This window comes from Frateuria sp. (assembly GCF_035695185.1).
Lineage (GTDB): Bacteria > Pseudomonadota > Gammaproteobacteria > Xanthomonadales > Rhodanobacteraceae > Frateuria_A.
Map to the genome: position 1 here is coordinate 34,356 of NZ_DASSES010000017.1, position 20,100 is coordinate 54,455.

A 20,100-nucleotide genomic window follows, 5' to 3' on the forward strand; every position below is an offset into this window, starting at 1 on the left:
TTGTTTCTTTCCGCCCAGGCATCCTGGCGGGCCTCGGCCTCACCCCAGCCCTCTCCCGGCGGGGAGAGGGCGCGGGGCGTCGCTTACCAGATGTGCACGCGGTCCTTCGGGTCCAGGTAGAGCTTCTGGCCCGGCTTCGGGTCGAACGCCTGGTACCAGGCATCGATGTTGCGCACGGTCTGCGCGCGGTAACGGCCCGGGGCGTGGCCGTCGGTGACGATCTGCTGGCGCAGCGCCGCCTCGCGGGTCTTGCTGCGCCAGGACTGCGCATAGGCCAGGAAGAAACGCTGTGCGCCGGTCATGCCATGCAACACCGGCGCCGGCTTGCCTCCCAGCGACTTCTGGTAGGCGATCCACGCGGCGGTCAGGCCGGACACGTCGGCGATGTTCTCGCCCAGCGTCTGCTGGCCGTCGATGTGCAGCCCGGGCAGCGGCTCGTAGGCGTTGTACTGCGCGACCAGCTTCTGGCCGGCGGCCTTGAAGTGGGCCAGGTCCTCAGGGGTCCACCAGTTGGCCAGGCGGCCCTGGGCATCGAATTCGGCACCCATGTTGTCGAAGCTGTGGCTGATCTCGTGGCCGATCACCGCGCCGATCGAGCCGTAGTTCGCGGCCGCGTCGGCCTTCGGATCGAAGAACGGGGCCTCGAGGATCGCCGCCGGGAAGTTCAGCGCGTTCTGCAGCGGCAGGTTGACCGCGTTGACCGTCTGCGGGGTCATCCACCACTCGCCGCGGTCCACGCTCTTGCCCAGCTTGGCCTTCTGGTGGCGGTACTCCTGCTCGACCGCACGCAGGTGGTTGCCCAGCGCATCGTCCGGCTTGATCACCAGCGCGCTGTAGTCGCGCCAGGTCTCCGGATAGCCCACGCCCACCTTGAGCGACTCGATCTTCGCCTTGGCCTTCTGCTTGGTGGCGCCGGTCATCCAGTCCAGCTGGTCCACGCGCTCGTCGAACGCGGCCAGGATATTCCTGACCATGTCCTGCACCTGGCGCTTGGACGCCGGCGGGAAGTACTTCTTCACATAAATCTGCCCGACCGCGTCGCCCAGGTCGGTGTTCACCGCGCTGATCGCCCGCTTCCAGCGGTCGCGCTGCTGCGGCGTACCGGTCAGGGTGTGGCCATAGAACTCGAAGCTGGCGTCGGCATAGGCCTTGGGCAGCAGGCTGGCGCTTTCGTTGATGGTGTGGAAGGTCAGGTAGTCCTTCCAGGTCTGCAGCGGTTCGCTCGCCACCAGCGCGGACAGCCCGCGGATCGCCTCCGGCTGCCACGGATCGATCACCGGCTGGCCGGCCAGCCCGGCTGCGCCGAAATAGGCGTTCCAGTCCATGCCCGGGGCCTTCTGCGCATAGGCGCTGACCGGCCAGGGGTTGTTGGCCTTGTGCACGTCCTCGGTCTGGACCAGGCTCGCCTGCGCCCTGGCGATCTTCATTTCCAGGCCGAAGATGGCGTCGGCCTTGGCCTTGGCGTCGGCCACGCCGGCGCGCTCGAGCGTGGCCGCGACGTAGGCCTTGTACTTGTCGCGGAAGCCGGCCATCTCCGCGTCGTCCTTGAGGTAATAGTCGCGGTTGGGCATGCCCAGGCCGCCCTGCAGCAGGTAGGCGATGTTGTGCGAGGGATCTTCCAGGCCCTGCGCCACGAACAGGCCGAACAGGTGTTCCGTGTGGTAGTTGGTGGCATTGATCGGGTCGACGTCGGCGCGCAGCTGGCCGCCCAGCACGCGCGAGAGATCGGTGCGCGTGCGGATCGCGTCGATCCTGTCGAGCTCCGGCCTGATCGGCGACAGGCCGGCCTTCTCGATCGCCGCCTCGTCCATGAAGGCCGCGTAGTAGTCGGCGATCCGGCGCTGGTCGCTGCCCGCGGCCGGATGGCTGGCGCCGGCGTCGCGGATGATCTGCGCGTTGCGCTTCTCGGCCTTCTGGAAGACCTGCAGGAAGATGCCGGTGCTGGCACGGTCGGCCGGGATCACCGCGTTCTTGCGCCAAGTGCCGTTGGCGTAGTTGTCGAAGTCGTCGCCCGGCTTCACCGAGCGGTCCATGCCCGCCAGGTCCACGCCGGCCGAGTGCCCGACCGGGATCCCCGCCGGCGCCTTGCCCGGCCGGGCCGCCGCCGCGAACGCGCCCGCGCTCACCGCCGAACCGCACAGCAGCGCGGTCGCCACCATCCATCGCTTCGCTTGCATTTGCCTTGCTCTCCACCGGAAACAGACGCCCACGATAGCCCCGACGGGGCAAGGAGGCGTGCATGACCTGTGGGCTAGTCGCCTCGGTGGCGCGGGCGGGACGGCCGAAGCCTCGGCCGCAACGGCCCGCAACGGGTGCGCCCGGAGAGCGACGAGGCGGGCGCGGAGATCGTCGCGACCCCGGCCCCCTCCCTGGAGGCGAGAGGGCGCAGCTCCGGCTCAGGCTGGCTGGCCGTGCTCCAGCCACCAGCCCCGGGACACGCGGGTGAGCCCCAGGCAGACCGCCAGGGTCCAGGCCCAGGGCTGCGTCAGCAACTCGCCCACCGGGCCCTGGTCGAGCGCCGGCAACCACCCTGCCCCGTAGACGACGAGGGCGCCGAGCGCAGCCACGGCCATCGCCGCGGCGAGCAACGCGAGCAGGCCGCGTTCCAGGCCGGTGTCGGACCCGCGCGCCACCGGCTGCACCTGCCTCGCCACGCCGCGAGCGAAGTCAGGCGGCAACTGTGCGTCGAGCGGCTGCGCCAGCACGTGGGCGATCAGCCGGTAGCTTCGCAGGGGCGCATCATCCGCCGGGGCGAGCCCGGCACGCTCCTCGGCAAGCGCGCGTTCCTGGGCGGCCCATTCGCCGGCGTCGTCGTCGGGCAGGGGAAAACGGGGATCATGGTTCATACGGCAACTCCCAGCCGGCCTTCGAGTACGGCGCGAAGGCGCAGGCGTGCGCGGAACAGATGGCTCTTGATGGTGCCGGAAGCCAGGCCGGTGATCGCCGCGATCTCCGGGATGCTGGCCTCCTCCAGATGGTAGAGCGTGAGCACCGTACGCTGCACCGGCGGCAGGGCATCCACCGCGGCATGCAGGCGGTGCGCAGCCTGCGCATCGCCGAAGGCCCGCTCGAGGTCGAACCCGTCGCCCAGGTTTTCCAGCGGCGAGGGGGCGTCGTCCCCGGCATCGGGTTCGACCAGCGGGATCCGCTTGCGCTGCAGATGACGCAGCGCGATCGAGTAGGCGACCTGCCCGATCCAGGACTTCAGTGCGCTCTCGTAGCGGTACTGGTGCAGGCACTGGTGCACGCGCAGGAAGGTCTCCTGGCACAGCTCCCGCGCGTCCTCCGGGTGGCGGACCATGCGGTAGACGATGTGCCAGCACAGGCCCTGGTAGGTGCGCACCAGGCGCTCGAACGCGCCGGGCACGCCGCGCAGTACGGCTTCGACCAGCTCGCGGTCCGGGTTGGTGGGGCGCTCATCCATCACTGCTGGGATACGCGCGGTGGCCGAACGGTTGCAAGTGCCGCGGTTGCAACCGTCCGCGCGACCGGTGTCTCTCTTGGCCCGACACCCTCACCATAGGAGCAGGACCCATGAATCTCGGCGATCTCATCCCCATCACGCTGTTCATCTGCATCACCTACGCCATCAAGGTCGTCGTCGACGCGCGGGTGCGCCGGCAGATGGTCACGGTGGGCGGATCGGAAGAGCTGGTGCGCTCGGTACTGCAAAGCGAGGAGTTGCGCCGGCGGCATTCCTCGCTGCACTGGGGCGTCGTGCTGGTGGCGCTGGGGATCGGCTTCGCGCTGATCCAGGCGTTCGGCTGGCAGGACCTGACCCCCGGGCTGGTGGCGGTGCTGGCCGTCGCGACCGGGCTCGGCAACCTGGTGTTCTACGCGATCGCGCGGAAGCTGACCTGAGCCCACTTTGCTCCCTCTCCCCGGCGGGGAGAGGGAGCAGGTGCGGTCAGTGCAGCACGAACAGCTTGTCGAAGCCGGCCACGCGCAGCGTGCCGCGCAGTTCGTCGCGGGCGTTGACGATGCGGATCTCGGCGCGGTCGGCGCCGGCGTGTTCGCGCAGCAGCAGCAGCATGCCCAGCGCGGAGCTGTCCATGCTGGTGACCTCGCCCAGGTCGATCACGTAGCTGCGTGCCTTGACCCCGGCACCGAGGCAGGCGTCGTGGAAGTCGCGGTGCATGCTGAAGTCGAAGTGCTCGCCCAGGTGCAGGGTCAGGCAGTCGGTGTCGCTGTCGTGGTGGACGTTGATGCTCATCGCGCGGGTTCCTTAGAAGAGTTCGATCTCGCCGGCATCCATCGAGCTCTGCAGCGCGGGGCCGCGCGAGCGCAGGCGCGCCTTTTCGCGCTGGATGGCGAGCCGGGCGCGCACGCGCTGGGCGCGGGCCTCCAGTGCCTCGGCGTCGATCCGGCTGCAGGCCAGCTCTTCGATGTCGCGGGTGCAGTCGGCGGTGATCTCCTGCAGCTCGACCAGGCGCGAGCGGGTCTGCTGCAGCAACTGGCTCAGGATGTCCTCGAACTGCAGCGAGCGGATCGTGGTCGACACGTCCGAGCCCAGGCCGCGGTTGATTTCGACCACTTGGTCGGCGACCGCGTTGGTGCGCGCGTCGGACTCGGTGACGTGCGCCATCATGGCGTCGATGCCGCCCTTGGCCGACAGCGCCACGTTGAGGTCCTGCGAGGCCATCGTGCCGACCAGCCCGCGCAGCTGCTCCATCGCGGCGCGGGCGCGCTCGACGTGGCTGCCGATCTGCTCGTTGAACTGGTTGGAGTTGCTCGCCAGGTTGCGGATCTCGCCGGCCACCACCGCGAAACCGCGGCCGGACTCGCCCGCGCGCGCCGCCTCGATCGAGGCGTTGAGCGCCAGCAGGTTGGTCTCCTCGGCGATGGTGTTGACGTTCTTCAGCAGGCCGAACACCGCGTCCATCTCCTTGGCCATGCCGTCGATGCGGTAGACGATGCGCAGGCTCTCGCGCGACATCTGCACGACCATGCCGACGAAGTGCTCGAGCAGGTCGCCGGTGCGCGCGGCGAAATCCTGTACCGAGACGCCGCCGTTCTGCGCGTCGATGATCTGCTTGAGCAGCGACTGCTGCAGGCCGGTCTTGTGCGAAAGGCCGTCGAAGCCGCCGCCCAGTTCCAGCACCGCGTCGCGCAGCAGGTCCAGCGCCTGGTGCAGCTCGCGGGTGGCGTGACCGAGCTCGTCGACCAGCGCACTGCGTACGTCCTCGAGAGCCTCGCGTACCGGCGTGGCGTCGACCGCTTCCGGCTCGACCGCGTCGGCGGCCGCCGCGCTGCGGCGGGCCTCGACGATCCAGGCGGCGGCGAGCGCGATCACCAGCACCGGCGCCAGCCAGGCCGGATGCCAGAGCAGGCTGACCAGGAGTGCCACCGCGCTGGCCGAGAAGCCGACCAGGTGGCGGGTGTGGAAGAAGGAGAGGATGGCATGCATGGAATTTCTTCCGTGATCAGAGGGCAGCGACGCGCGAGGCGCTGTCGAGGGGAAGGCGCGCCAGCCTGAGCAGGCGCGCGGCAATCTGGTCGAGGGGCAGCGCTTCGCGGGCGGCGCCAAGCTTCCAGGCGGCACCGGGCATGCCCCACACCACCGAGCTGTCCTCGTCCTGCACCAGCGTGGCGGCGCCGGCCTGGGACAGTTCCAGCAGGCCACGCGCGCCGTCGTCGCCCATGCCGGTGAGCAGCGCGGCGACGGCCGCCTTGCCCACGCTCGCCGCCATCGAGCGGAACAGTACGTCCACGCTCGGCTTGTGGCGGTTCACCGGCGGCCCGTCGTGCAGCCGGCAGACGTAGCGGGCGCCGTCCCACATCACCAGCAGGTGTTGTGCGCCGGGCGCGATGTAGGCATGGCCCTGCTGGATCGGCTGGCCGTCGCGGGCCTCGCACACGCGCATCGCCGAGCAGTTGTCCATGCGCGCGGCGAACGGACCGCTGAAGGCCGCCGGGATGTGCTGGGTGATGACGATCGGCGGAGCGTCGGGCGGCATCGCCTCCAGCACCACGCGGATCGCCTCGGTGCCGCCGGTCGAGGCGCCGATCGCGATGATCGGGTTGCCGCCGCGCGTGCCGGCCGACTGCGACAGCGGCAGCACCGCGTCCGCCGACAGCCGCGGCGCGACGTCGAGCTTGCGCACCGCGGTGCGCGCGCGGGGCTTGGAGCGGGCGGCCGCCTTGACCTTGGCGCAGATGTGCTGCGCGCTGTCGGCGAAGGTGCTGGCCAGGTCGCTGGATGGTTTGGTGAAGAAGTCGACCGCGCCCAGCTCCAGCGCACGCAGGGTGACGTCGGCGCCCTGCTCGGTCAGCGAGGACACCATCACCACCGGCATCGGCCGCAGGCGCATCAGGTTTTCCAGGAAGGTCAGCCCGTCCATGCGCGGCATCTCGACGTCGAGCGTGAGCACGTCGGGATTCAGCTGCTTGATCTTGTCGCGCGCGATCAGCGGATCGGCAGCGGTGCCGACCACCTCGATCTGTGGATCGGAGGCAAGCATGGTCGACAGGAGCTTGCGCACCAGGGCGGAATCGTCGACTACCAGGACACGCACGCTAGTCATTGCCTGCTTTCTCTATTCTTCTGGATGGGTGGCCGGGACAGGGTCGGGTCATGGGGGCGCAAGCTCGCAAGTCCGGGAAGGTCGTCGGTCGTCACGCGCCCGCTGCCATCCCCAATCCCCGCTCCTAGAACAGCTCCACCTCTCCCTTTATCGGATCGTTTGCCAAACGCTTGAGGTAATGCCGCTCGCCGTCGACCAGCTGCGCGTCGCGCGTGCCCAGCAACTGGCGCACGCGCACCCGGCCGCTGACCGGGAAGTACTGCACTTGGCGCGGGTACACGTCCCCCAGGTCCGAGGCGGCCACCTCGAACTTTTCCGTTGCGAGGTAGCGCTGGATGAACTCGATGTTGCGCCGGCCCACGTCGGTCATCTGCGCCAGCACGCGGCCGCCGCCGAACACTTTCACTTCCAGGTCCTCGCGGTGCCCGCCGGCCTTGAGGATGGCGTTGATCAGCTGTTCCATCGCATCGGAGCCGTAGCGCGCGGCGCGCCCGATGGCCGCCGACCATGCGTCGCGCTCGCCGATCGGCTCGGGCAGCATGAAGTGGTTCATGCCGCCGACGCCCCGGCGCTTGTCGCGGATGCAGGCGGCGATGCAGGAACCGAGCACGGTGGAGATCATCTCCGCCTGCGTACTCACGTAGAACTCGCCCGGCAGGACCTTGGCGGTCACGCACTGATGGGTCGGATCCCAGAACCGCCGCAGGTGCTCGAAGCCGGGTAAGGCGGGTGCGATGGGCTGGCCGGGCGGCAGCCTCGCGACGACCTGGGTCATGCGGTCTTCTTCCGGTAGAGGGTGCGGCCGATCAGTTCGAACTCGTCGGAAAGACCATGCATGGATTCGGAATGGCCGAGGAACAGCGGGCCACCGGCGGGCAGCAGCCGGGCGAAGCGGGTGAACAGCTTCTGTTTGGTCGGCTGGTCGAAATAGATCACCACGTTGCGGCAGAAGATCGCGTCGAACGGTCCCTGCATCGGCCATTCGTGCAGCAGGTTGAGCGGTGCGATGGTGACCAGCTCGCGCAGCCTCGGATGCACGCAGGCCAGCCCTTCGTAGTCGCCTTCGCCGCGCAGGAACCAGCGCCGGCGACGCTCGTCGCTGACGCCTTCCAGCCGTTCGACCGGATACACGCCCTTCTGCGCCGCGGCCAGCGCGGCAGGGGAAAGGTCGGTGGCCAGGATCTTTGCGTCGACGTGGCGGCCGCAGCGCTCCAGCGCCTCGGCCAGAACCATCGCCAGCGAATACGGCTCCTCGCCGGTGGAGCAGCCGGCTGACCAGATGCGCAGGCGGTCGCCCTCGCGTCGCTTGTGCTCGAGCCAGCGTAGCAGCATGTCGTTGGCCAGCGCCTCGAAGTGGTGCACTTCGCGGAAGAAGGCCGTCACGTTGGTGCTGATCGCGCTCGCCAGTTCACCCAGCTCGCTGTCCGGATCGGTGCGTAGCAGCTCGCAGTAGGCGTCGAAGCCTTTCATTCTCAACGCGCGCAGGCGGCGCACCAGGCGTCCCTGCACCAGTTGGCGCTTCTGCTCGCTCAGCGCGATGCCGCAGTGCCGGTAGACGAAGGCGCGCAGGAACTGGAACTCGCCGTCGCCAAGCGCGGGGCCGGCGACGCCGGCCACCGCATTGTCGTGGCTGACGACCGCGTTCATCGCCTCAGAACTCCTTCCACACGCCCGCATCGGCGGTCGCGGCAGCCCGCTCGGTGGTGCGCGTACCGCGCGCCGGCGGCGTGTTGCGGACAGCGGCGAACACCGCCTCGGCCTCGACCACCGCGGACGACGCCTGCGGCTTCATCGGCGCGGGAGCCGGCGCGGCATCGCCATCCAGGCGGAAGAACGCTACCTGGCGGGCCAGCTCGTTGGCCTGCTCCTGCATGGCGCGGGCGGCCGCGGCGGCCTCCTCGACCAGGGCGGCGTTCTGCTGGGTCATCTCGTCCATCTGCAGCACCGCGTGGTTGACCTGGTCGATGCCGGCGGACTGCTCCTGGCTCGCGGCGGCGATCTCGGCCACGATGTCGGTGACTTTCTTGACGCTGTCGACGATCTCGGCAAGCGCCTTGCCGGACTGGTCGACCAGCTCGGATCCGGCCTTGACCTTCTCCGCGCTGTCGTTGATCAGCGCCTTGATCTCCTTGGCCGCGCCGGCCGAGCGCTGCGCCAGGTTGCGCACCTCGGTGGCGACCACCGCGAAGCCGCGGCCCTGCTCGCCGGCCCGCGCCGCTTCCACGGCCGCGTTGAGCGAGAGCAGGTTGGTCTGGAAGGCGATCTCGTCGATCAGGCTGACGATGTCGGAAATCTTGCGGCTGGAGGCGTTGATTTCCTTCATCGCCACCACCGCCTGCGAGGCGACTTCGCCGCCGCGCTCGGCCTGCTCGCGGGCGCCGCGGGCCAGCTGGTTGGCGTGGCTGGCGTTCTCCGCGTTCTGCTTGACGGTGGAGGTCATCTCCTCCATCGAGGAGGCGGTTTCCTCCAGGCTGGAAGCCTGTTCCTGCGTGCGCTGGGAAAGGTCGTCGTTGCCGCGGGCGATCTGCTGCGCGGCGGTACTCACCGCTCCGGAGCCATGGCGGACCTCGCCGACGATCGCCGAGAGGCGCTCGTCCATGCTGCGGAACGCCTCCAGCAGCTGGCCCAGCTCGTCGTGTCGCTTGACCTCCACTGCATGGCCAAGCTTGCCCTGGGCGATCTCGCGGGCGATCCGGCCGGCGTAGGCGAGCGTCCCAATGATCGAGCGGCTGAGCGAGAGCGCCATCCAGATGGCCAGCAACAGGCCGGCGGCAAGGGCGCCGATGCTGACGGCGCGGATCACCTTGAAGCGGGTGACCTGGGCCGTGTACGCGGCGAGCGCTTCCTCCTGCTGCATGGTCACGAGCTTGTCCAGCACCTGCAGGCGGATCATCATCAGCGGCCGCACTTCCATGTCGAGCACATCACCGGCCGCCTCGTCCTGTTGGGCAAGCGCATCGGTCATGTCCTTCAGGCCGCTGACGTAGTCGCCTTCGTCGGCCATGTACTTCTTGTACTGGGCAGCCACCGCCTCGCTCTTGGGCGCGGCGTCGAACTGCTTCTTCAGGTCGAGGAAGCTCTTCTCGAGCGTCTTGTACTCCTCGATCTTCTGCTTCAGCTGCGGCGCCTGCTTGACCAGCTTGGCCGCCTCGCCCAGCACGATGTACTGCATCAGCGAATCGGCGCGCATGCGGGCGGCGGTCTGCGCCGGCACGAGTTCCTCCTCGTACATCGAGCGCATGCCCTCGTTCTGCAGCTGCATGCCACCGATGCCGATCACGGCTCCGGAGACGAGCATCAGCATCAGCATGCCCATGACCATGCGCAGGCGGCCGCGCACGGTGAGGGCGGGAATCTTGAACTTGAATTTCGGCAGTTTCATCGGTGGTTCCTGTCAGGCCACGGCTTTAACGTCATTGGCCGCGGGCAAGGCGGCTTCCAGCATCTGGGCGTCCTGCGGCTGCAGCAGCTTGTCGACGTCCAGGAGCAGCACCATGCGCTCCTCGACGGCGGTCAGTCCCTTCAGGTATTCGGTATCGACGGTGGTGCCCATGTCCGGCACCGGGCGCAGCTGGTCCGGCTGCACGTCCAGCACGTCCGACACGGCATCGACGACCACGCCGAACAGCCGGCCGGCGACGGTCACGATCACGGTGACCGTGGTCGCCGTGTACTCCTCCCGTTCCAGCCCGAAGCGCAGCCGCAGGTCGAGCACCGGCACGATGGCGCCGCGCAGGTTGAGTACGCCGAGCACGTAGTGCGGCGCCTGCGGAATGCGCGTGACCGGCGTCCAGCCGCGGATCTCGCGCACGGCCAGGATGTCGATGGCGTACTCCTCGTGCGCCAGGTTCACGGTGAGGTACTGCGCCGCCGTGGCCGTGTCCGCGGCGGAGTCGACGGGGTTCGCTGGGTGGTTCATTTCGTTTCCGCGGGTGGGATGCCGTGACATGAGGCGTATCGGCCGCCAGGGGCGGTTCTTGAGTCTGTGTCGCCGATGCGCGCGTCTGCATGCATGCCTGCAGATGCGCACCCGTGCGAGACCGCATGGCCCTGACGAGCCGTGGCGGTCGCGCACGGTTGCGCGTTGGATGAGATCAGGCGGCCTTGCGGCGGCCGTGCAGCCGGACCAGGCCGGCGATGTCGGCGATCAGCGCCACCGAGCCGTCGGCCAGGATGGTCGCGCCGGAGACGCCCTGCACGCGGCGGTAGTTGGCTTCGAGCGACTTCACCACCGCCTGCTGCTGGCCCACCAGGCCGTCGACGAACAGGCCCACGCGGGAGCCGTCGCCCTCGACCACGATGACCAGGCCGTCCTCGATCGCACGCGTGGCGCCGTGGCAGCCGAACAGTTCGTGCAGACGCAATACGGGCAGGTATTCGCCCCGGAATCGGAACAGTTCGCCGCCGCCGGCCACGGTCTTGAGCGCCTCGGGCTTGAGCTGCACCGATTCGATGATCGATACCAGCGGCACGATGTAGCGCTCCTCGCCCACCGCGGCGGTGAGGCCGTCGATGATCGCGAGCGTGAGCGGCAGGGTGATGGTGAAGGTGCTGCCCTGCCCCGCCTTGCTGCGGATGGTGACCGTGCCGCCCAGGTCCTCGACGTTGCGGCGGACCACGTCCATGCCGACGCCGCGGCCGGAGAGGTCGGTGGTGACCGCGGCCGTCGAGAACCCCGGCTGGAAGATCAGGTCGGCGACGGCCTCGTCGCTCAGCCCGTCGCCGCTCTTGATCAGCCCGCGCTCGACCGCCTTGCGCACGATCGCATCGCGATTGAGGCCGGCGCCGTCGTCGGATACCTGCACGACGATGTTGCCGCCGCGGTGGAAGGCGTCGAGCTTGAGCGTGCCGGTCTCGCCCTTGCCGGCGGCGCGGCGCTTGTCCGGCGTTTCCAGGCCGTGGTCGATCGCGTTGCGCACCAGGTGCACCATCGGATCGCCGATCTTTTCCAGCACCGTCTTGTCCAGTTCGGTCTGCTCGCCGTGGAGCTCCAGCTTCACCTGCTTGCCGAGCTTGGGCGCCAGGTCGCGCACCAACCGGGGGAAGCGGTTGAACACCGAGGCGATGGGCAGCATGCGGATGCCCATCACGCTTTCCTGCAGCTCGCGCGCGTGGCGGGCGAGCTGGGTCAGCCCCTGCTGCAGCAACGGCAGCCGCGACGGGTCGAAGTCCTCGCGGAAGGTGTCGAGCATGGCCTGGGTGATCACCAGCTCGCCGACCAGGTTGATCATGCTGTCGATCTTGTCGATCGCCACGCGGACCGAGCTGGACTCGGCGCTCGCTTCGCGCGTGCCGCGCGCGGCGGCCGCCTCGGCGATGTTCGCCGGCGCCGGGGCCGGGGCCGCGGCGGGCGCCACCACGGCACTGGGCCTGGGCTCGATGACCAGATCGCACTCGTCCTCGACCCAGTCGAACACCGCAGCGATGTCCTCGCGCTTGACCGGCGCCTTGAGCTCGATGGTCCAGCCAAGGTGACACTCGGACGGGTCCAGCTTGCCCAGCTCGGGCAGGCGCGACAGATCGGCCTCGACCGCCAGCTCGCCCAGTCCGGCCAGTTCGCGGATCAGGCGCAGCGGATCGTTGCCGCCGGCGAGCATGCCCACATGCGGCCTGAACTGGATCATCCAGGCCCCGGCCTGGTCGCCGGCGCGGCGGGCGGGGCCCGCCGGCGCCGGGGCCTCGCGCCCCATCATCGCCGCCAGCTCGCCGCGCACGCCATCGGAGGTGGCGTCGTTCAGGGGCGCGCCGGCCCGCGCGCGGTCGAACATCGCCCGCAGGCAGTCGACCGAGCGCAGCAGCACCTCGATGATCGGCTTGTCGATCGCCCGCTTGCCACCGCGCACCTCGTCCAGCAGCGACTCCGCCTCATGGGTGAAGGAGGCCATCTCCGGAAAACCGAAGGTGGCCGCGCCGCCCTTGATCGAGTGCGCCGCGCGGAAGATCGTATGCACCAGTTCGCCGTCGCCGCCCTCGTCCAGCGCAAGCAGCGAAGACTCCATCGTGTCGAGCCCTTCCAGGCTCTCCTCGATGAACACCTGTTGAAACTGGGCCAGGCCGGCGTTGCTCATCGGTGTTCTCCGTGCTCAGCCGAGCACGCGCTTGACCGTGGCCAGCAGCTGGTCCGGGTCGAACGGCTTGACCAGCCAGCCGGTGGCGCCGGCGGCCTTGCCTTCCATCTTCTTGTCCGTGTGCGACTCGGTGGTCAGCATCAGGATCGGCACGCCCTTGTAGGCCGGGCGCGTGCGCAGCTCGCGCACCATGCTGATGCCGTCCATCACCGGCATGTTGACGTCGGCCAGCACCAGGTCGAAGCCACCGGCGGCCGCCGCGTCCAGCGCCAGCTGCCCGTTCTCCGCCTCGGTCACCTCGTGGCCCGCGCCGCGCAGGGTGTAGGCCACCATGCCGCGCATCGACGCCGAATCGTCCACCGCAAGAATCTTCGCCATTTCAATCAACCTCTTGTTTTACGCCGACACCGCTGCCGGCAGATCCAGTGCCTTGACGAGGCCGAGCGTGTCCGCCGCCTCGCACAAGATGTTGCTCGCGCCCCGCCAGCTCACCTCGCAGCCGCGAGAGAGGGCCTCGCGACGGAACAGCGTCAGCAGCTGCAGCGCGGCCGTGTCCACGCGCTCGACCGCACTGCCGTCGATCTGCGTCGCCGGCGCGTCCAGCGCGCCCAGCAGATCGGCCAGCAACGCCGTCTGCGCCGCCATGCGGCAGTCGGCCGGCAAGCCGATTTCCACCGCCTTGGGCTGTTTCAGCTCACGTTTGCTGCCCATGCTTACCTCCGCGTCGTACCGGGCCCCTGCCCGAGGCTTATCGGCGCGAGCGGGTCGGGCTTTAGCGGTTTCGCCCCACACCGTTCGTCCTGAGCGCGGGGCCGCAGGGCCGACGTCGAAGGACACCCCCCGGCACGCGAGGCCCTTCGACTCCGCTGCGCTACGCTCAGGGCGAACGGTGGGGTTGCACGCCGTGCCGGCTCAGGTGCGCCGGGGCCACCCGGCGACACACTCAAGTTATCGTCCGGCCGGCCGATTCCTGTACCGACTTGCACGGAACCGGCCCTGACGCCCGGCCGGCAGGCAGGAGAGCCGCTTGATCATCCAACCCACCAGCCTCGCCGCGATGACCTGGGCGGGTGCCGCTTCCGGTGCCGCGTCGGAAAGCTGGCGCGTGGGCGCGGTGCTGCCCGCGCGTCCGCTGGGCATGGGCGAGCAGGGCCGGATGGTGCTGCAGATCGGCGCGCTCACGGTGGAGACCGATCCGCTGGGCATCCCGCTCCCCTCGCAGTTCCAGGTGCGCGTGCTGGCGATGGGCAACCCGCCGCTGCTGGAGATCCTCGCCGGCACCGCCACCGATCCGCGCGTGCAGCAGGCGCTGCGCGAGCGCCTGCCCCAGCAGAACGGCTACGCGCCGCTGCTGGCCACGCTCGACGCGCTGGCGCAGCGGCCGGTCGTGCGGCAGCTGCCACCGGAAGTGCGCGCCGCGCTGGCGCTGCTCGACCAGGGCGTGCGCACGCCGCAGGACATCAGCCGCCCGGAGGGCCTGCGCGAGGCGATCGCCCGCAGCGGCCTGTTCCTGGAATCGCAGCTGGCGCAGCCGCGCGCCAACCCGCTGCCGCTGGCGGACGAGGATTTCAAGGGCGTGCTGCTGCGCCTGGCCGCGCTGCTCGACCGGCAACCGCGCCTGCCCGCGCATGCCCCGGCCAGCGGCGCCGACACGCCGCCCCCCCTGCGCCAGCGCGGCCTGCAGCCGCAGCCGCGCATGCCCCCGGCCCTGCCGTTCGCCGAAGCGCCGGCCGGCGAGGACGTCAACCAGTTGCTCGGCCGGCTGCGCGGTGACGTGCATGCCGCCCTGGCGCGACTGGAGATCGCGCAACTGGACGCCGCCGCGGCGCAGGCCTGGATGATCGAGATTCCGCTGCAGGGCCCCCACGGGCGCGACGTGCTGCAGATCCACCTCGAACACGGCCAGGACGCCGAGACCGGCGCCGGCAGCTGGACCCTGGGCTTTGCCCTCGACCTGCCCGCGCTGGGCCCACTGCAAGGCGAGCTGCAACTACGCGACCTGCGCCTGAACGTGCGCCTGTGGGCCGAGCGCAGCGCCACCACCGAGCGGCTGGAACGCCAGTTCACGCCGCTGCGCCAGCGCCTGGCCGCCAGCGGCCTGCAACTGGAGCAGCTGACTTGCCAGACCGGCTTGCCGCAGGGCCACGGCCACGCCAGCGCGCTGCTCCTGAAGGCCACCGCATGAGCGCCGCACTGCCGCCCCCGCAGCGTCGCGTCACGCTGCGCCTGGCCGGTCCGGAGACCAAGGCCGCGCCAGTGCCGCCGGAGGCGCTGGACCTGCTGCTGGCCCGCGCGCGCGCGCTGGGCCTGCCGCTGCACCACGACCCGCAGATTGCCGCGGTGCTGGCCGCCCTGCGCCTGCGCGAGGACGTGCCGGTGCTGCTCTACGCCGCTGCCGCCGCGGTCCTGGCCAGCGTGTACGAGGCCGGCGACGACGCCGCCGGATGACGCCACCAGGCCAACGGTCCCGGCACGCCGTTCGCATCCGGCTCACATCCTTCGGGCCCGCCCCGGCCGGCCGCTGCAACGGCGTCAGCGGCTCGACGAACGCAGCGCCCAGGCGCCTTTGACGAACCGGCGAACCGCGCTTACCGTCCGGGCCGCTGACGTTTCCTGCACGCTCCGTTCGCTATTTCTTCGGCTCGGGGGCCGCAGGGAATACCGCCTGCCTGCGGGGACGGACCGGATATCGGGGGTGTGAGTGTGGGCTTGGGGTTGATCGGGCGCGTACTGGGGGGCGCGCTGTTCGCGGGAGCATGGCCGTTGCTGGCGCATGCCACGTCGGCCCAGGCGCTGGTGAGCCAGGGCAACGGCCGGGGCGCGCCACCCTGCCAGTCCTGCCATGGCGCCGACGGCGCCGGCCAGGCAGCGGCGGGCTTTCCGCGCCTGGCCGGGCTGGATGCGGCCTATCTCGCCCGGCAACTGGCCGACTACGCCGGCGGGACCCGCGCCGATGCCGTGATGCAGCCCATCGCGCGGGCGTTGTCCGGGGACGAGCGGCAGGCCGTGGCGGCTTACTACGGCCGCCTGCCGATGCCGACCATCCGGCAGGCGCCACGACCGGCGGCGAACGGCCCGGGCGCAACGCTCGCCACGCGCGGCCGCTGGTCGCGGCGGCTGCCTGCCTGCGAGCAGTGCCACGGTCCCGGCGGCGTCGGCGTGGGCCCGCACTTCCCGCCGCTGGCCGGGCAGCCGGCGGCCTACATCCAAGCGCAACTGAAGGCGTGGCGACGGGGCACGCGTCGCAACGATCCGCTCCAGCTGATGCAGCACGTGAGCCGCGCCCTGAGCGACGGCGACATGGCCGCCGTGGCGCAATGGTTCGCGGCGCAACCCCTGCCCGCCCGGAGCGGCGGACGATGACCCTGCGCCTGCCCCTCCTGCTGGTGGCCACGCTGGCGCTCGGCGCCTGCACGGGCGACGGTCCGCTCGACGCGCACGCGGCCGACACCACGGCGCCCACGTCCGCGTCGCCCGCCTTCGCGCCGCCGCCCGAATCGGCCATTCCGCAAGGTCCCTACGGCGACATGGTGCGACTGGGCCGCGAGATCTTCCTGCACACGCGCGCGAACGCGCCGGGCTACGTCGGCAACGGGCTCGCCTGCGTCAACTGCCACCTCGATGCGGGGCGCCTGGCCGACTCGGCGCCGCTGTGGGGCGCGTATGGGATGTACCCGCAGTACCGCAAGAAGAACCGCCACGTGAACAGCTACGGCGAGCGCCTGCAGGGCTGCTTCAGGTACAGCATGAACGGCAAGGCGCCGCCGCTGGACGACAAGGTGATCGTGGCCCTGGAAACCTATTCCTTCTGGATGGCGCAAGGCGCGCCCCTGGGCAGAAAGCTCCAAGGGGCCGGCTACCCGGACGTTCCCGCACCGGCGCGGCCGGCCGACTATGCCCGCGGGCAGGCGGTGTTCCAGCGCGACTGCGCGCTCTGCCACGGCGCGGACGGCCAGGGGCAGAAGGTCGCCGGCGCTTACGTGTTCCCGCCGCTGTGGGGATCGGACTCGTTCAACTGGGGCGCCGGCATGCACGAGCTGGACAAGGCGGCGGCCTTCATCAAGGCGAACATGCCGCTCGGCCGCGGTGGCCTGCTGAGCGACCAGGAAGCCTGGGACGTGGCGATGTTCATGGACGCTCACGAGCGTCCGCAGGACCCGCGCTTCAACGGCGACCTGGCAGCCACCCGCAAGGCCTTCCACGACACGCCGATGTCGCTGTACGGCCGGCGTGTGAACGGGCACCTGCTCGGCGCGCAACCGGCGCACTGAGCACCGGCCGCGCACTGTGCGCGGCGTCACAACCCAAGGTGGCGGGCCCGGCTCTTTGCCCGCCATTTCACGCGCCGTTGCCAACACTGGCCGGCGCATTCGATGCGCCGGGGCGACCCGGCCGGAGGAGACCATCCAGGGATGTCCTACAGCAAAGCAACCACCATGTCCGACGACGACCTCGCCCCCTCGCCGATCCGCCGCATGCTGGCCTGGAGCGGACTCGCCCTGCTGCTGGTCGCCTGCGCGGCCACCCTCGCCTTCACCGTCTCGCGCCCGCACCCCGACCCTCGGCTCGCCTACCCGCGCATCCATGGCGCCGGCGGCGTGCTGCCGGTGGGCCCGAATGCGCTGATGCCCTCGACCACCGCCGAGCATCGCCTGTACATCGACGTGGACAGCGACCGACCCACGCACGGCGGGGTCAACCGGCGCCTGCACACCGCGGCGAAGCTGCTCAACCTGTATGCGCTGGCCGGCGTGCCCGAGGACAAGGTGCACCTGGTGGTGCTGTTCTACGGACGCGGCGTGGACCTGGCGCTGTCCGACGCCGCGTATCGCAGGAAGTTCGGCCATCCCAATCCCAACGCCAACCTGATCAGCCAGCTGCACCGGGCACATGTGGACATGGTGGTCTGTGGGCAGGCGCTGGGACACCAGAACTTCATGGCGGCCAACATCCGCCCCGGCATGACCCTGGCCTTGTCGGCGCTGACCGCCCGCGAGGAGCTGCAGGCGGCCGGATACGGCGAGGTGCCGAAGGAACCGGAGTAGCGCGGCAGCTTGCCGGCAAGGCGCTCAGGCCGCCTCGTTCTCCGGCAGCCGGCACAGCCGGCGCACGTCCAGCAGCGCGGCGAAGCCCCCTTTCCAGGGCAGCACGCCGATGACCGGATCGTCCTCGCGCACGGCCCGCCCGGGCGGCGGCGGCGCCATGGCGTCGGCCCCCGGCAGCAGCAGCTCGCCCACCGCGTCCACGCGCAGGCCGACCGCGTGGCTGGCGTGGCTGAGCATCACCACGCGCACGCTGTCCGCATCGCCATCGCGCGGCGGCAGGCCGAGCCGGCGGCGCCCGTCGAGCACCGGCACCACGCGCCCGCGCAGGTGGCGGATGCCGAGCAGGTCGGCGGCGGCGCCGGGCACCGGCGTCAGCTCGCCCACGCGGATCACCTCGCTCACCTGCGCCAGCGGCGCGGCATAGGCCTGGCCGTCCAGCTGGAAGGTGAGCCAGTGCTGGGTGTTCGGGTTTACAAGGACGGGCGAGGCGTTCATGGCTTCGGCTTCTTGGTGGTGGCGCGGCTCATTTGCCGTGCGCGGGCTTGACGACCAGGGGCGGCTCGACCAGGAGCGATTCGACCGGGGGCGCCGCGGCCCTGCCCGGGTTGCCCGGCGCGGCGTCGCCGGCCAGGCCCGCCAGGGGCGACATGGACCCGGCCGGTGGCGACGGCGGTGCGTGGCCGGCGAGCTGGCCGATGCGGTCGGCGTCATCCGAATAGCGCGTGGGCGTGGCGTGGTCGCTCAGCACGACCACCAGCACGCGGCGGTTGCGGTTGCGGCCCTCGGACGTGGCGTTGTCAGCGGCCGGGCGGAACTGGCCCCAGCCGATGATGCCCAGCCGCGTGGGACTGACCCCGTGTTCGGTGAACAGCCGCGCCACGCTGGCGGCGCGGGCCGCGGACAGCTCCCAGTTGGACGGAAAGACGGCCGTGTTGATCGGCTTGTCGTCGGTGTAGCCCTCGATGCGCAGGGGGTTGCCGAAGGGCGCCAGGATGCCGCCCAGGCTGCTCAGCACCGCATCGGCCTGGTGCGAGAGCTGCGCCACGCCGCTGGGAAACAGGATGTCGGTGCGGATCTCGATCTCCAGCCAGTTGCGGGTGCGGCGCACGACGACCTGCTGCTTGTCGATCAGCGGCTGCAGCGCCTTTTCCACCTCGCCCTGGATGCGCGTGAGGTTGGCCTGGCGCTGCGCCTCCTCGGCGGCCTGCACGTCGCGCAGGGTCTCGTGCGGGGCGCGCCGGGCGACCATCCGCCGCGGCGCCGGGCGCAGCGGGAGCGGCACCGCCACCGGCGCGACGGCCGCCCCGGGCTGGCCCTGCGGCGCGGCGATCGCCGGGTCGACGTTGTGCGGCCTGGCTTTCTGCGCCGGCATCGGCGCGATCACATGGCTGGAGCCGTTGAACGCCTCGATGATCGACTCGGACATCACGCGGTACTTGCCCTCGTTGACCACCGACACCGCGTACATCACCACGAAGAAGGCGAGCAGCAGCGTCATCAGGTCGGCGTAGGGGATCGCCCAGGCCTCGTGGTTGACGTGGTCCTCGTGGTGCTTGCGCTTCACGACAGGTAGCCCTGCAGCTTCGCCTCGATCTGCCGCGGGTTGTCGCCTTCGGCGATCGAGACCAGTCCCTCGACCAGGATCTCGCGCATCTGCGTCTGCTTGCGCACCAGGCCTTTGAGCCGGGCCGACATCGGCAACATCAGCAGGTTGGCCAGCGCGACGCCATAGATGGTGGCGACGAACGCCGCGGCGATGCCGTGGCCGAGCTTGCTCGGGTCGGCCAGGTTCTGCATCACCGCCATCAGGCCCATCACGGCACCGATGATGCCCATCGTGGGCGAATAGATGCCGGCGTTCTCGAACACCTTGGCGGCGACCAGCTCGTTGTGCTCGCGCGCCTCCAGCTCCACCTCGAGCACGCCGCGGATCGCCTCCGGCTCGCCGCCGTCGACCAGCATCTGCAGGCCCTTGCGCACGAAGCCGTCGGATTCTTGCTCGATCTGCGGTTCCAGGCCGAGCAGGCCCTGGCGGCGCGAGATCTCGCTCCAGTTGACGATGCGCCCGATCAGGTCGGACGGGTGGAACAACGGCGGCCGGTAGACCATCGGCAACATGCCCAGCGCGCGGCGCAGCACGCTGCCTGGGGTCTGCACCATCAGTGCGGCGACGGTGCCGCAGAACACGATCACGAACGCGGCCGGGTTGATCAGCGCGCCGACCGTGGAGCCCTTGAGGATGGTGCCCACGATGATGACCAGGAAGGCCAGGATCGTGCCGATGAGGCTCACCACGTCCATGTCAGCCCGCCGCCTTCAGGGAGGGAAGCAACTGCCCGCCTTCGCCGGCCAGGCCCGCGAGGTCGAGCACCAGCGCCAGGCGGCCGTCGCCGGTGACGGTGGCGCCGGCGATGCCGGGCACGCCCTCGAACAGCGGGCCCAGCGGCTTGGCCATGATGTCCT

At 70.4% G+C, this 20,100-nt stretch carries 23 protein-coding genes; 6 read left to right on the forward strand and 17 right to left on the reverse strand.

What is annotated here, in order from left to right; genetic code table 11:
- Positions 1-83: 83 nt before the first annotated feature.
- The 3 genes from VFH59_RS01245 to VFH59_RS01255 all read right to left on the reverse strand — a co-directional run bounded on the left by VFH59_RS01245 (position 84) and on the right by VFH59_RS01255 (position 3,424).
- The gene (locus VFH59_RS01245) at positions 84-2,177 is read right to left on the reverse strand and encodes a M13 family metallopeptidase (RefSeq protein ID WP_325163069.1); all 2,094 of its coding nucleotides are present in this window, start codon (positions 2,175-2,177) and stop codon (positions 84-86) included.
- Between the two features lie 219 nt (positions 2,178-2,396).
- Complete coding sequence (locus VFH59_RS01250; RefSeq protein WP_325163070.1) at positions 2,397-2,846, reverse strand: hypothetical protein; 450 nt, start codon at positions 2,844-2,846, stop codon at positions 2,397-2,399.
- A complete protein-coding gene (locus VFH59_RS01255; RefSeq protein WP_325163071.1) occupies positions 2,843-3,424 on the reverse strand; it encodes a sigma-70 family RNA polymerase sigma factor in 582 nt (193 codons plus the stop codon). The genes VFH59_RS01250 and VFH59_RS01255 overlap by 4 nt, the downstream gene beginning before the upstream one ends.
- Before the next feature lie 110 nt (positions 3,425-3,534).
- On the opposite strand from VFH59_RS01255, the gene VFH59_RS01260 reads away from it, so the two are divergent.
- Entirely contained in the window at positions 3,535-3,861 is a 327-nt protein-coding gene (locus VFH59_RS01260; RefSeq protein ID WP_325163072.1) for a DUF6249 domain-containing protein, read from the forward strand.
- A gap of 46 nt (positions 3,862-3,907) precedes the next feature.
- Here the strand turns inward: VFH59_RS01260 and VFH59_RS01265 are convergent, their stop codons facing one another.
- The 10 genes from VFH59_RS01265 to VFH59_RS01310 form a co-directional block, all read right to left on the reverse strand.
- Entirely contained in the window at positions 3,908-4,207 is a 300-nt protein-coding gene (locus VFH59_RS01265) for an STAS domain-containing protein (RefSeq protein ID WP_325163092.1), read from the reverse strand.
- Between the two features lie 18 nt (positions 4,208-4,225).
- Positions 4,226-5,407 carry a methyl-accepting chemotaxis protein gene (locus VFH59_RS01270; protein ID WP_325163073.1) on the reverse strand — a complete coding sequence of 394 codons (1,182 nt, stop codon included), beginning with the start codon at positions 5,405-5,407 and terminating at the stop codon, positions 4,226-4,228.
- A 16-nt stretch (positions 5,408-5,423) separates the two neighbouring features.
- Positions 5,424-6,524 carry a chemotaxis response regulator protein-glutamate methylesterase gene (locus tag VFH59_RS01275; protein WP_325163074.1) on the reverse strand — a complete coding sequence of 367 codons (1,101 nt, stop codon included), beginning with the start codon at positions 6,522-6,524 and terminating at the stop codon, positions 5,424-5,426.
- Between the two features lie 124 nt (positions 6,525-6,648).
- Complete coding sequence (gene cheD / locus VFH59_RS01280; protein WP_325163075.1) at positions 6,649-7,299, reverse strand: chemoreceptor glutamine deamidase CheD; 651 nt, start codon at positions 7,297-7,299, stop codon at positions 6,649-6,651.
- Complete coding sequence (locus VFH59_RS01285; protein WP_325163076.1) at positions 7,296-8,171, reverse strand: protein-glutamate O-methyltransferase; 876 nt, start codon at positions 8,169-8,171, stop codon at positions 7,296-7,298. The genes cheD and VFH59_RS01285 overlap by 4 nt, the downstream gene beginning before the upstream one ends.
- Positions 8,172-8,175: 4 nt before the next feature.
- Positions 8,176-9,906, reverse strand: coding sequence for a methyl-accepting chemotaxis protein (locus VFH59_RS01290; protein WP_325163077.1), 1,731 nt, complete (start codon positions 9,904-9,906; stop codon positions 8,176-8,178).
- A gap of 12 nt (positions 9,907-9,918) precedes the next feature.
- Positions 9,919-10,443: a chemotaxis protein CheW gene (locus VFH59_RS01295; RefSeq protein WP_325163078.1), complete on the reverse strand. Its 525-nt coding sequence runs from the start codon at positions 10,441-10,443 to the stop codon at positions 9,919-9,921.
- Positions 10,444-10,618: 175 nt separating this feature from the next.
- Entirely contained in the window at positions 10,619-12,592 is a 1,974-nt protein-coding gene (locus VFH59_RS01300) for a chemotaxis protein CheA (RefSeq protein ID WP_325163079.1), read from the reverse strand.
- 15 nt (positions 12,593-12,607) lie between these two features.
- Positions 12,608-12,970, reverse strand: coding sequence for a response regulator (locus VFH59_RS01305; protein WP_209616977.1), 363 nt, complete (start codon positions 12,968-12,970; stop codon positions 12,608-12,610).
- A gap of 18 nt (positions 12,971-12,988) precedes the next feature.
- Entirely contained in the window at positions 12,989-13,303 is a 315-nt protein-coding gene (locus VFH59_RS01310; RefSeq protein ID WP_325163080.1) for an STAS domain-containing protein, read from the reverse strand.
- A 316-nt stretch (positions 13,304-13,619) separates the two neighbouring features.
- Between VFH59_RS01310 and VFH59_RS01315 the strand changes: the two genes are divergently transcribed.
- The 5 genes from VFH59_RS01315 to VFH59_RS01335 all read left to right on the forward strand — a co-directional run bounded on the left by VFH59_RS01315 (position 13,620) and on the right by VFH59_RS01335 (position 17,637).
- The gene (locus VFH59_RS01315; protein WP_325163081.1) at positions 13,620-14,777 is read left to right on the forward strand and encodes a flagellar hook-length control protein FliK; all 1,158 of its coding nucleotides are present in this window, start codon (positions 13,620-13,622) and stop codon (positions 14,775-14,777) included.
- Positions 14,774-15,040 (forward strand): flagellar biosynthesis protein, encoded by a 267-nt coding sequence (locus VFH59_RS01320; RefSeq protein ID WP_325163082.1) that lies wholly within the window; start codon positions 14,774-14,776, stop codon positions 15,038-15,040. Before VFH59_RS01315 ends, VFH59_RS01320 begins: the two co-directional genes overlap by 4 nt.
- 249 nt (positions 15,041-15,289) lie before the next feature.
- A complete protein-coding gene (locus tag VFH59_RS01325) occupies positions 15,290-15,955 on the forward strand; it encodes a c-type cytochrome (protein ID WP_325163083.1) in 666 nt (221 codons plus the stop codon).
- Entirely contained in the window at positions 15,952-16,863 is a 912-nt protein-coding gene (locus VFH59_RS01330) for a c-type cytochrome (protein ID WP_325163084.1), read from the forward strand. The genes VFH59_RS01325 and VFH59_RS01330 overlap by 4 nt, the downstream gene beginning before the upstream one ends.
- A 165-nt stretch (positions 16,864-17,028) precedes the next feature.
- Positions 17,029-17,637 (forward strand): DsrE family protein, encoded by a 609-nt coding sequence (locus VFH59_RS01335; protein ID WP_325163085.1) that lies wholly within the window; start codon positions 17,029-17,031, stop codon positions 17,635-17,637.
- Between the two features lie 24 nt (positions 17,638-17,661).
- Here the strand turns inward: VFH59_RS01335 and VFH59_RS01340 are convergent, their stop codons facing one another.
- Genes VFH59_RS01340 through VFH59_RS01355 form a run of 4 tightly spaced genes read right to left on the reverse strand, consistent with a single transcriptional unit; the run spans position 17,662 to position 20,092 of the window.
- Entirely contained in the window at positions 17,662-18,132 is a 471-nt protein-coding gene (locus VFH59_RS01340) for a chemotaxis protein CheW (RefSeq protein WP_325163086.1), read from the reverse strand.
- A gap of 28 nt (positions 18,133-18,160) precedes the next feature.
- Entirely contained in the window at positions 18,161-19,201 is a 1,041-nt protein-coding gene (gene motD / locus VFH59_RS01345) for a flagellar motor protein MotD (protein ID WP_325163087.1), read from the reverse strand.
- Positions 19,198-19,938, reverse strand: coding sequence for a flagellar motor protein (locus tag VFH59_RS01350; RefSeq protein WP_325163089.1), 741 nt, complete (start codon positions 19,936-19,938; stop codon positions 19,198-19,200). The genes motD and VFH59_RS01350 overlap by 4 nt, the downstream gene beginning before the upstream one ends.
- A 1-nt stretch (position 19,939) precedes the next feature.
- The gene (locus VFH59_RS01355) at positions 19,940-20,092 is read right to left on the reverse strand and encodes a hypothetical protein (RefSeq protein ID WP_325163093.1); all 153 of its coding nucleotides are present in this window, start codon (positions 20,090-20,092) and stop codon (positions 19,940-19,942) included.
- Positions 20,093-20,100: the final 8 nt, after the last annotated feature.

Coding starts and splice junctions, on each gene's coding strand:
- VFH59_RS01245 (WP_325163069.1), bottom strand. CDS start 2,177: ATGCAAGCGAAGCGATGGATGGTGGCGACCGCGCTGCTGTGCGGTTCG.
- VFH59_RS01250 (WP_325163070.1), bottom strand. CDS start 2,846: ATGAACCATGATCCCCGTTTTCCCCTGCCCGACGACGACGCCGGCGAA.
- VFH59_RS01255 (WP_325163071.1), bottom strand. CDS start 3,424: ATGGATGAGCGCCCCACCAACCCGGACCGCGAGCTGGTCGAAGCCGTA.
- VFH59_RS01260 (WP_325163072.1), top strand. CDS start 3,535: ATGAATCTCGGCGATCTCATCCCCATCACGCTGTTCATCTGCATCACC.
- VFH59_RS01270 (WP_325163073.1), bottom strand. CDS start 5,407: ATGCATGCCATCCTCTCCTTCTTCCACACCCGCCACCTGGTCGGCTTC.
- VFH59_RS01275 (WP_325163074.1), bottom strand. CDS start 6,524: ATGACTAGCGTGCGTGTCCTGGTAGTCGACGATTCCGCCCTGGTGCGC.
- cheD (WP_325163075.1), bottom strand. CDS start 7,299: ATGACCCAGGTCGTCGCGAGGCTGCCGCCCGGCCAGCCCATCGCACCC.
- VFH59_RS01285 (WP_325163076.1), bottom strand. CDS start 8,171: ATGAACGCGGTCGTCAGCCACGACAATGCGGTGGCCGGCGTCGCCGGC.
- VFH59_RS01290 (WP_325163077.1), bottom strand. CDS start 9,906: ATGAAACTGCCGAAATTCAAGTTCAAGATTCCCGCCCTCACCGTGCGC.
- VFH59_RS01295 (WP_325163078.1), bottom strand. CDS start 10,443: ATGAACCACCCAGCGAACCCCGTCGACTCCGCCGCGGACACGGCCACG.
- VFH59_RS01300 (WP_325163079.1), bottom strand. CDS start 12,592: ATGAGCAACGCCGGCCTGGCCCAGTTTCAACAGGTGTTCATCGAGGAG.
- VFH59_RS01305 (WP_209616977.1), bottom strand. CDS start 12,970: ATGGCGAAGATTCTTGCGGTGGACGATTCGGCGTCGATGCGCGGCATG.
- VFH59_RS01310 (WP_325163080.1), bottom strand. CDS start 13,303: ATGGGCAGCAAACGTGAGCTGAAACAGCCCAAGGCGGTGGAAATCGGC.
- VFH59_RS01320 (WP_325163082.1), top strand. CDS start 14,774: ATGAGCGCCGCACTGCCGCCCCCGCAGCGTCGCGTCACGCTGCGCCTG.
- VFH59_RS01330 (WP_325163084.1), top strand. CDS start 15,952: ATGACCCTGCGCCTGCCCCTCCTGCTGGTGGCCACGCTGGCGCTCGGC.
- VFH59_RS01335 (WP_325163085.1), top strand. CDS start 17,029: ATGTCCGACGACGACCTCGCCCCCTCGCCGATCCGCCGCATGCTGGCC.
- VFH59_RS01340 (WP_325163086.1), bottom strand. CDS start 18,132: ATGAACGCCTCGCCCGTCCTTGTAAACCCGAACACCCAGCACTGGCTC.
- VFH59_RS01350 (WP_325163089.1), bottom strand. CDS start 19,938: ATGGACGTGGTGAGCCTCATCGGCACGATCCTGGCCTTCCTGGTCATC.
- VFH59_RS01355 (WP_325163093.1), bottom strand. CDS start 20,092: ATGGCCAAGCCGCTGGGCCCGCTGTTCGAGGGCGTGCCCGGCATCGCC.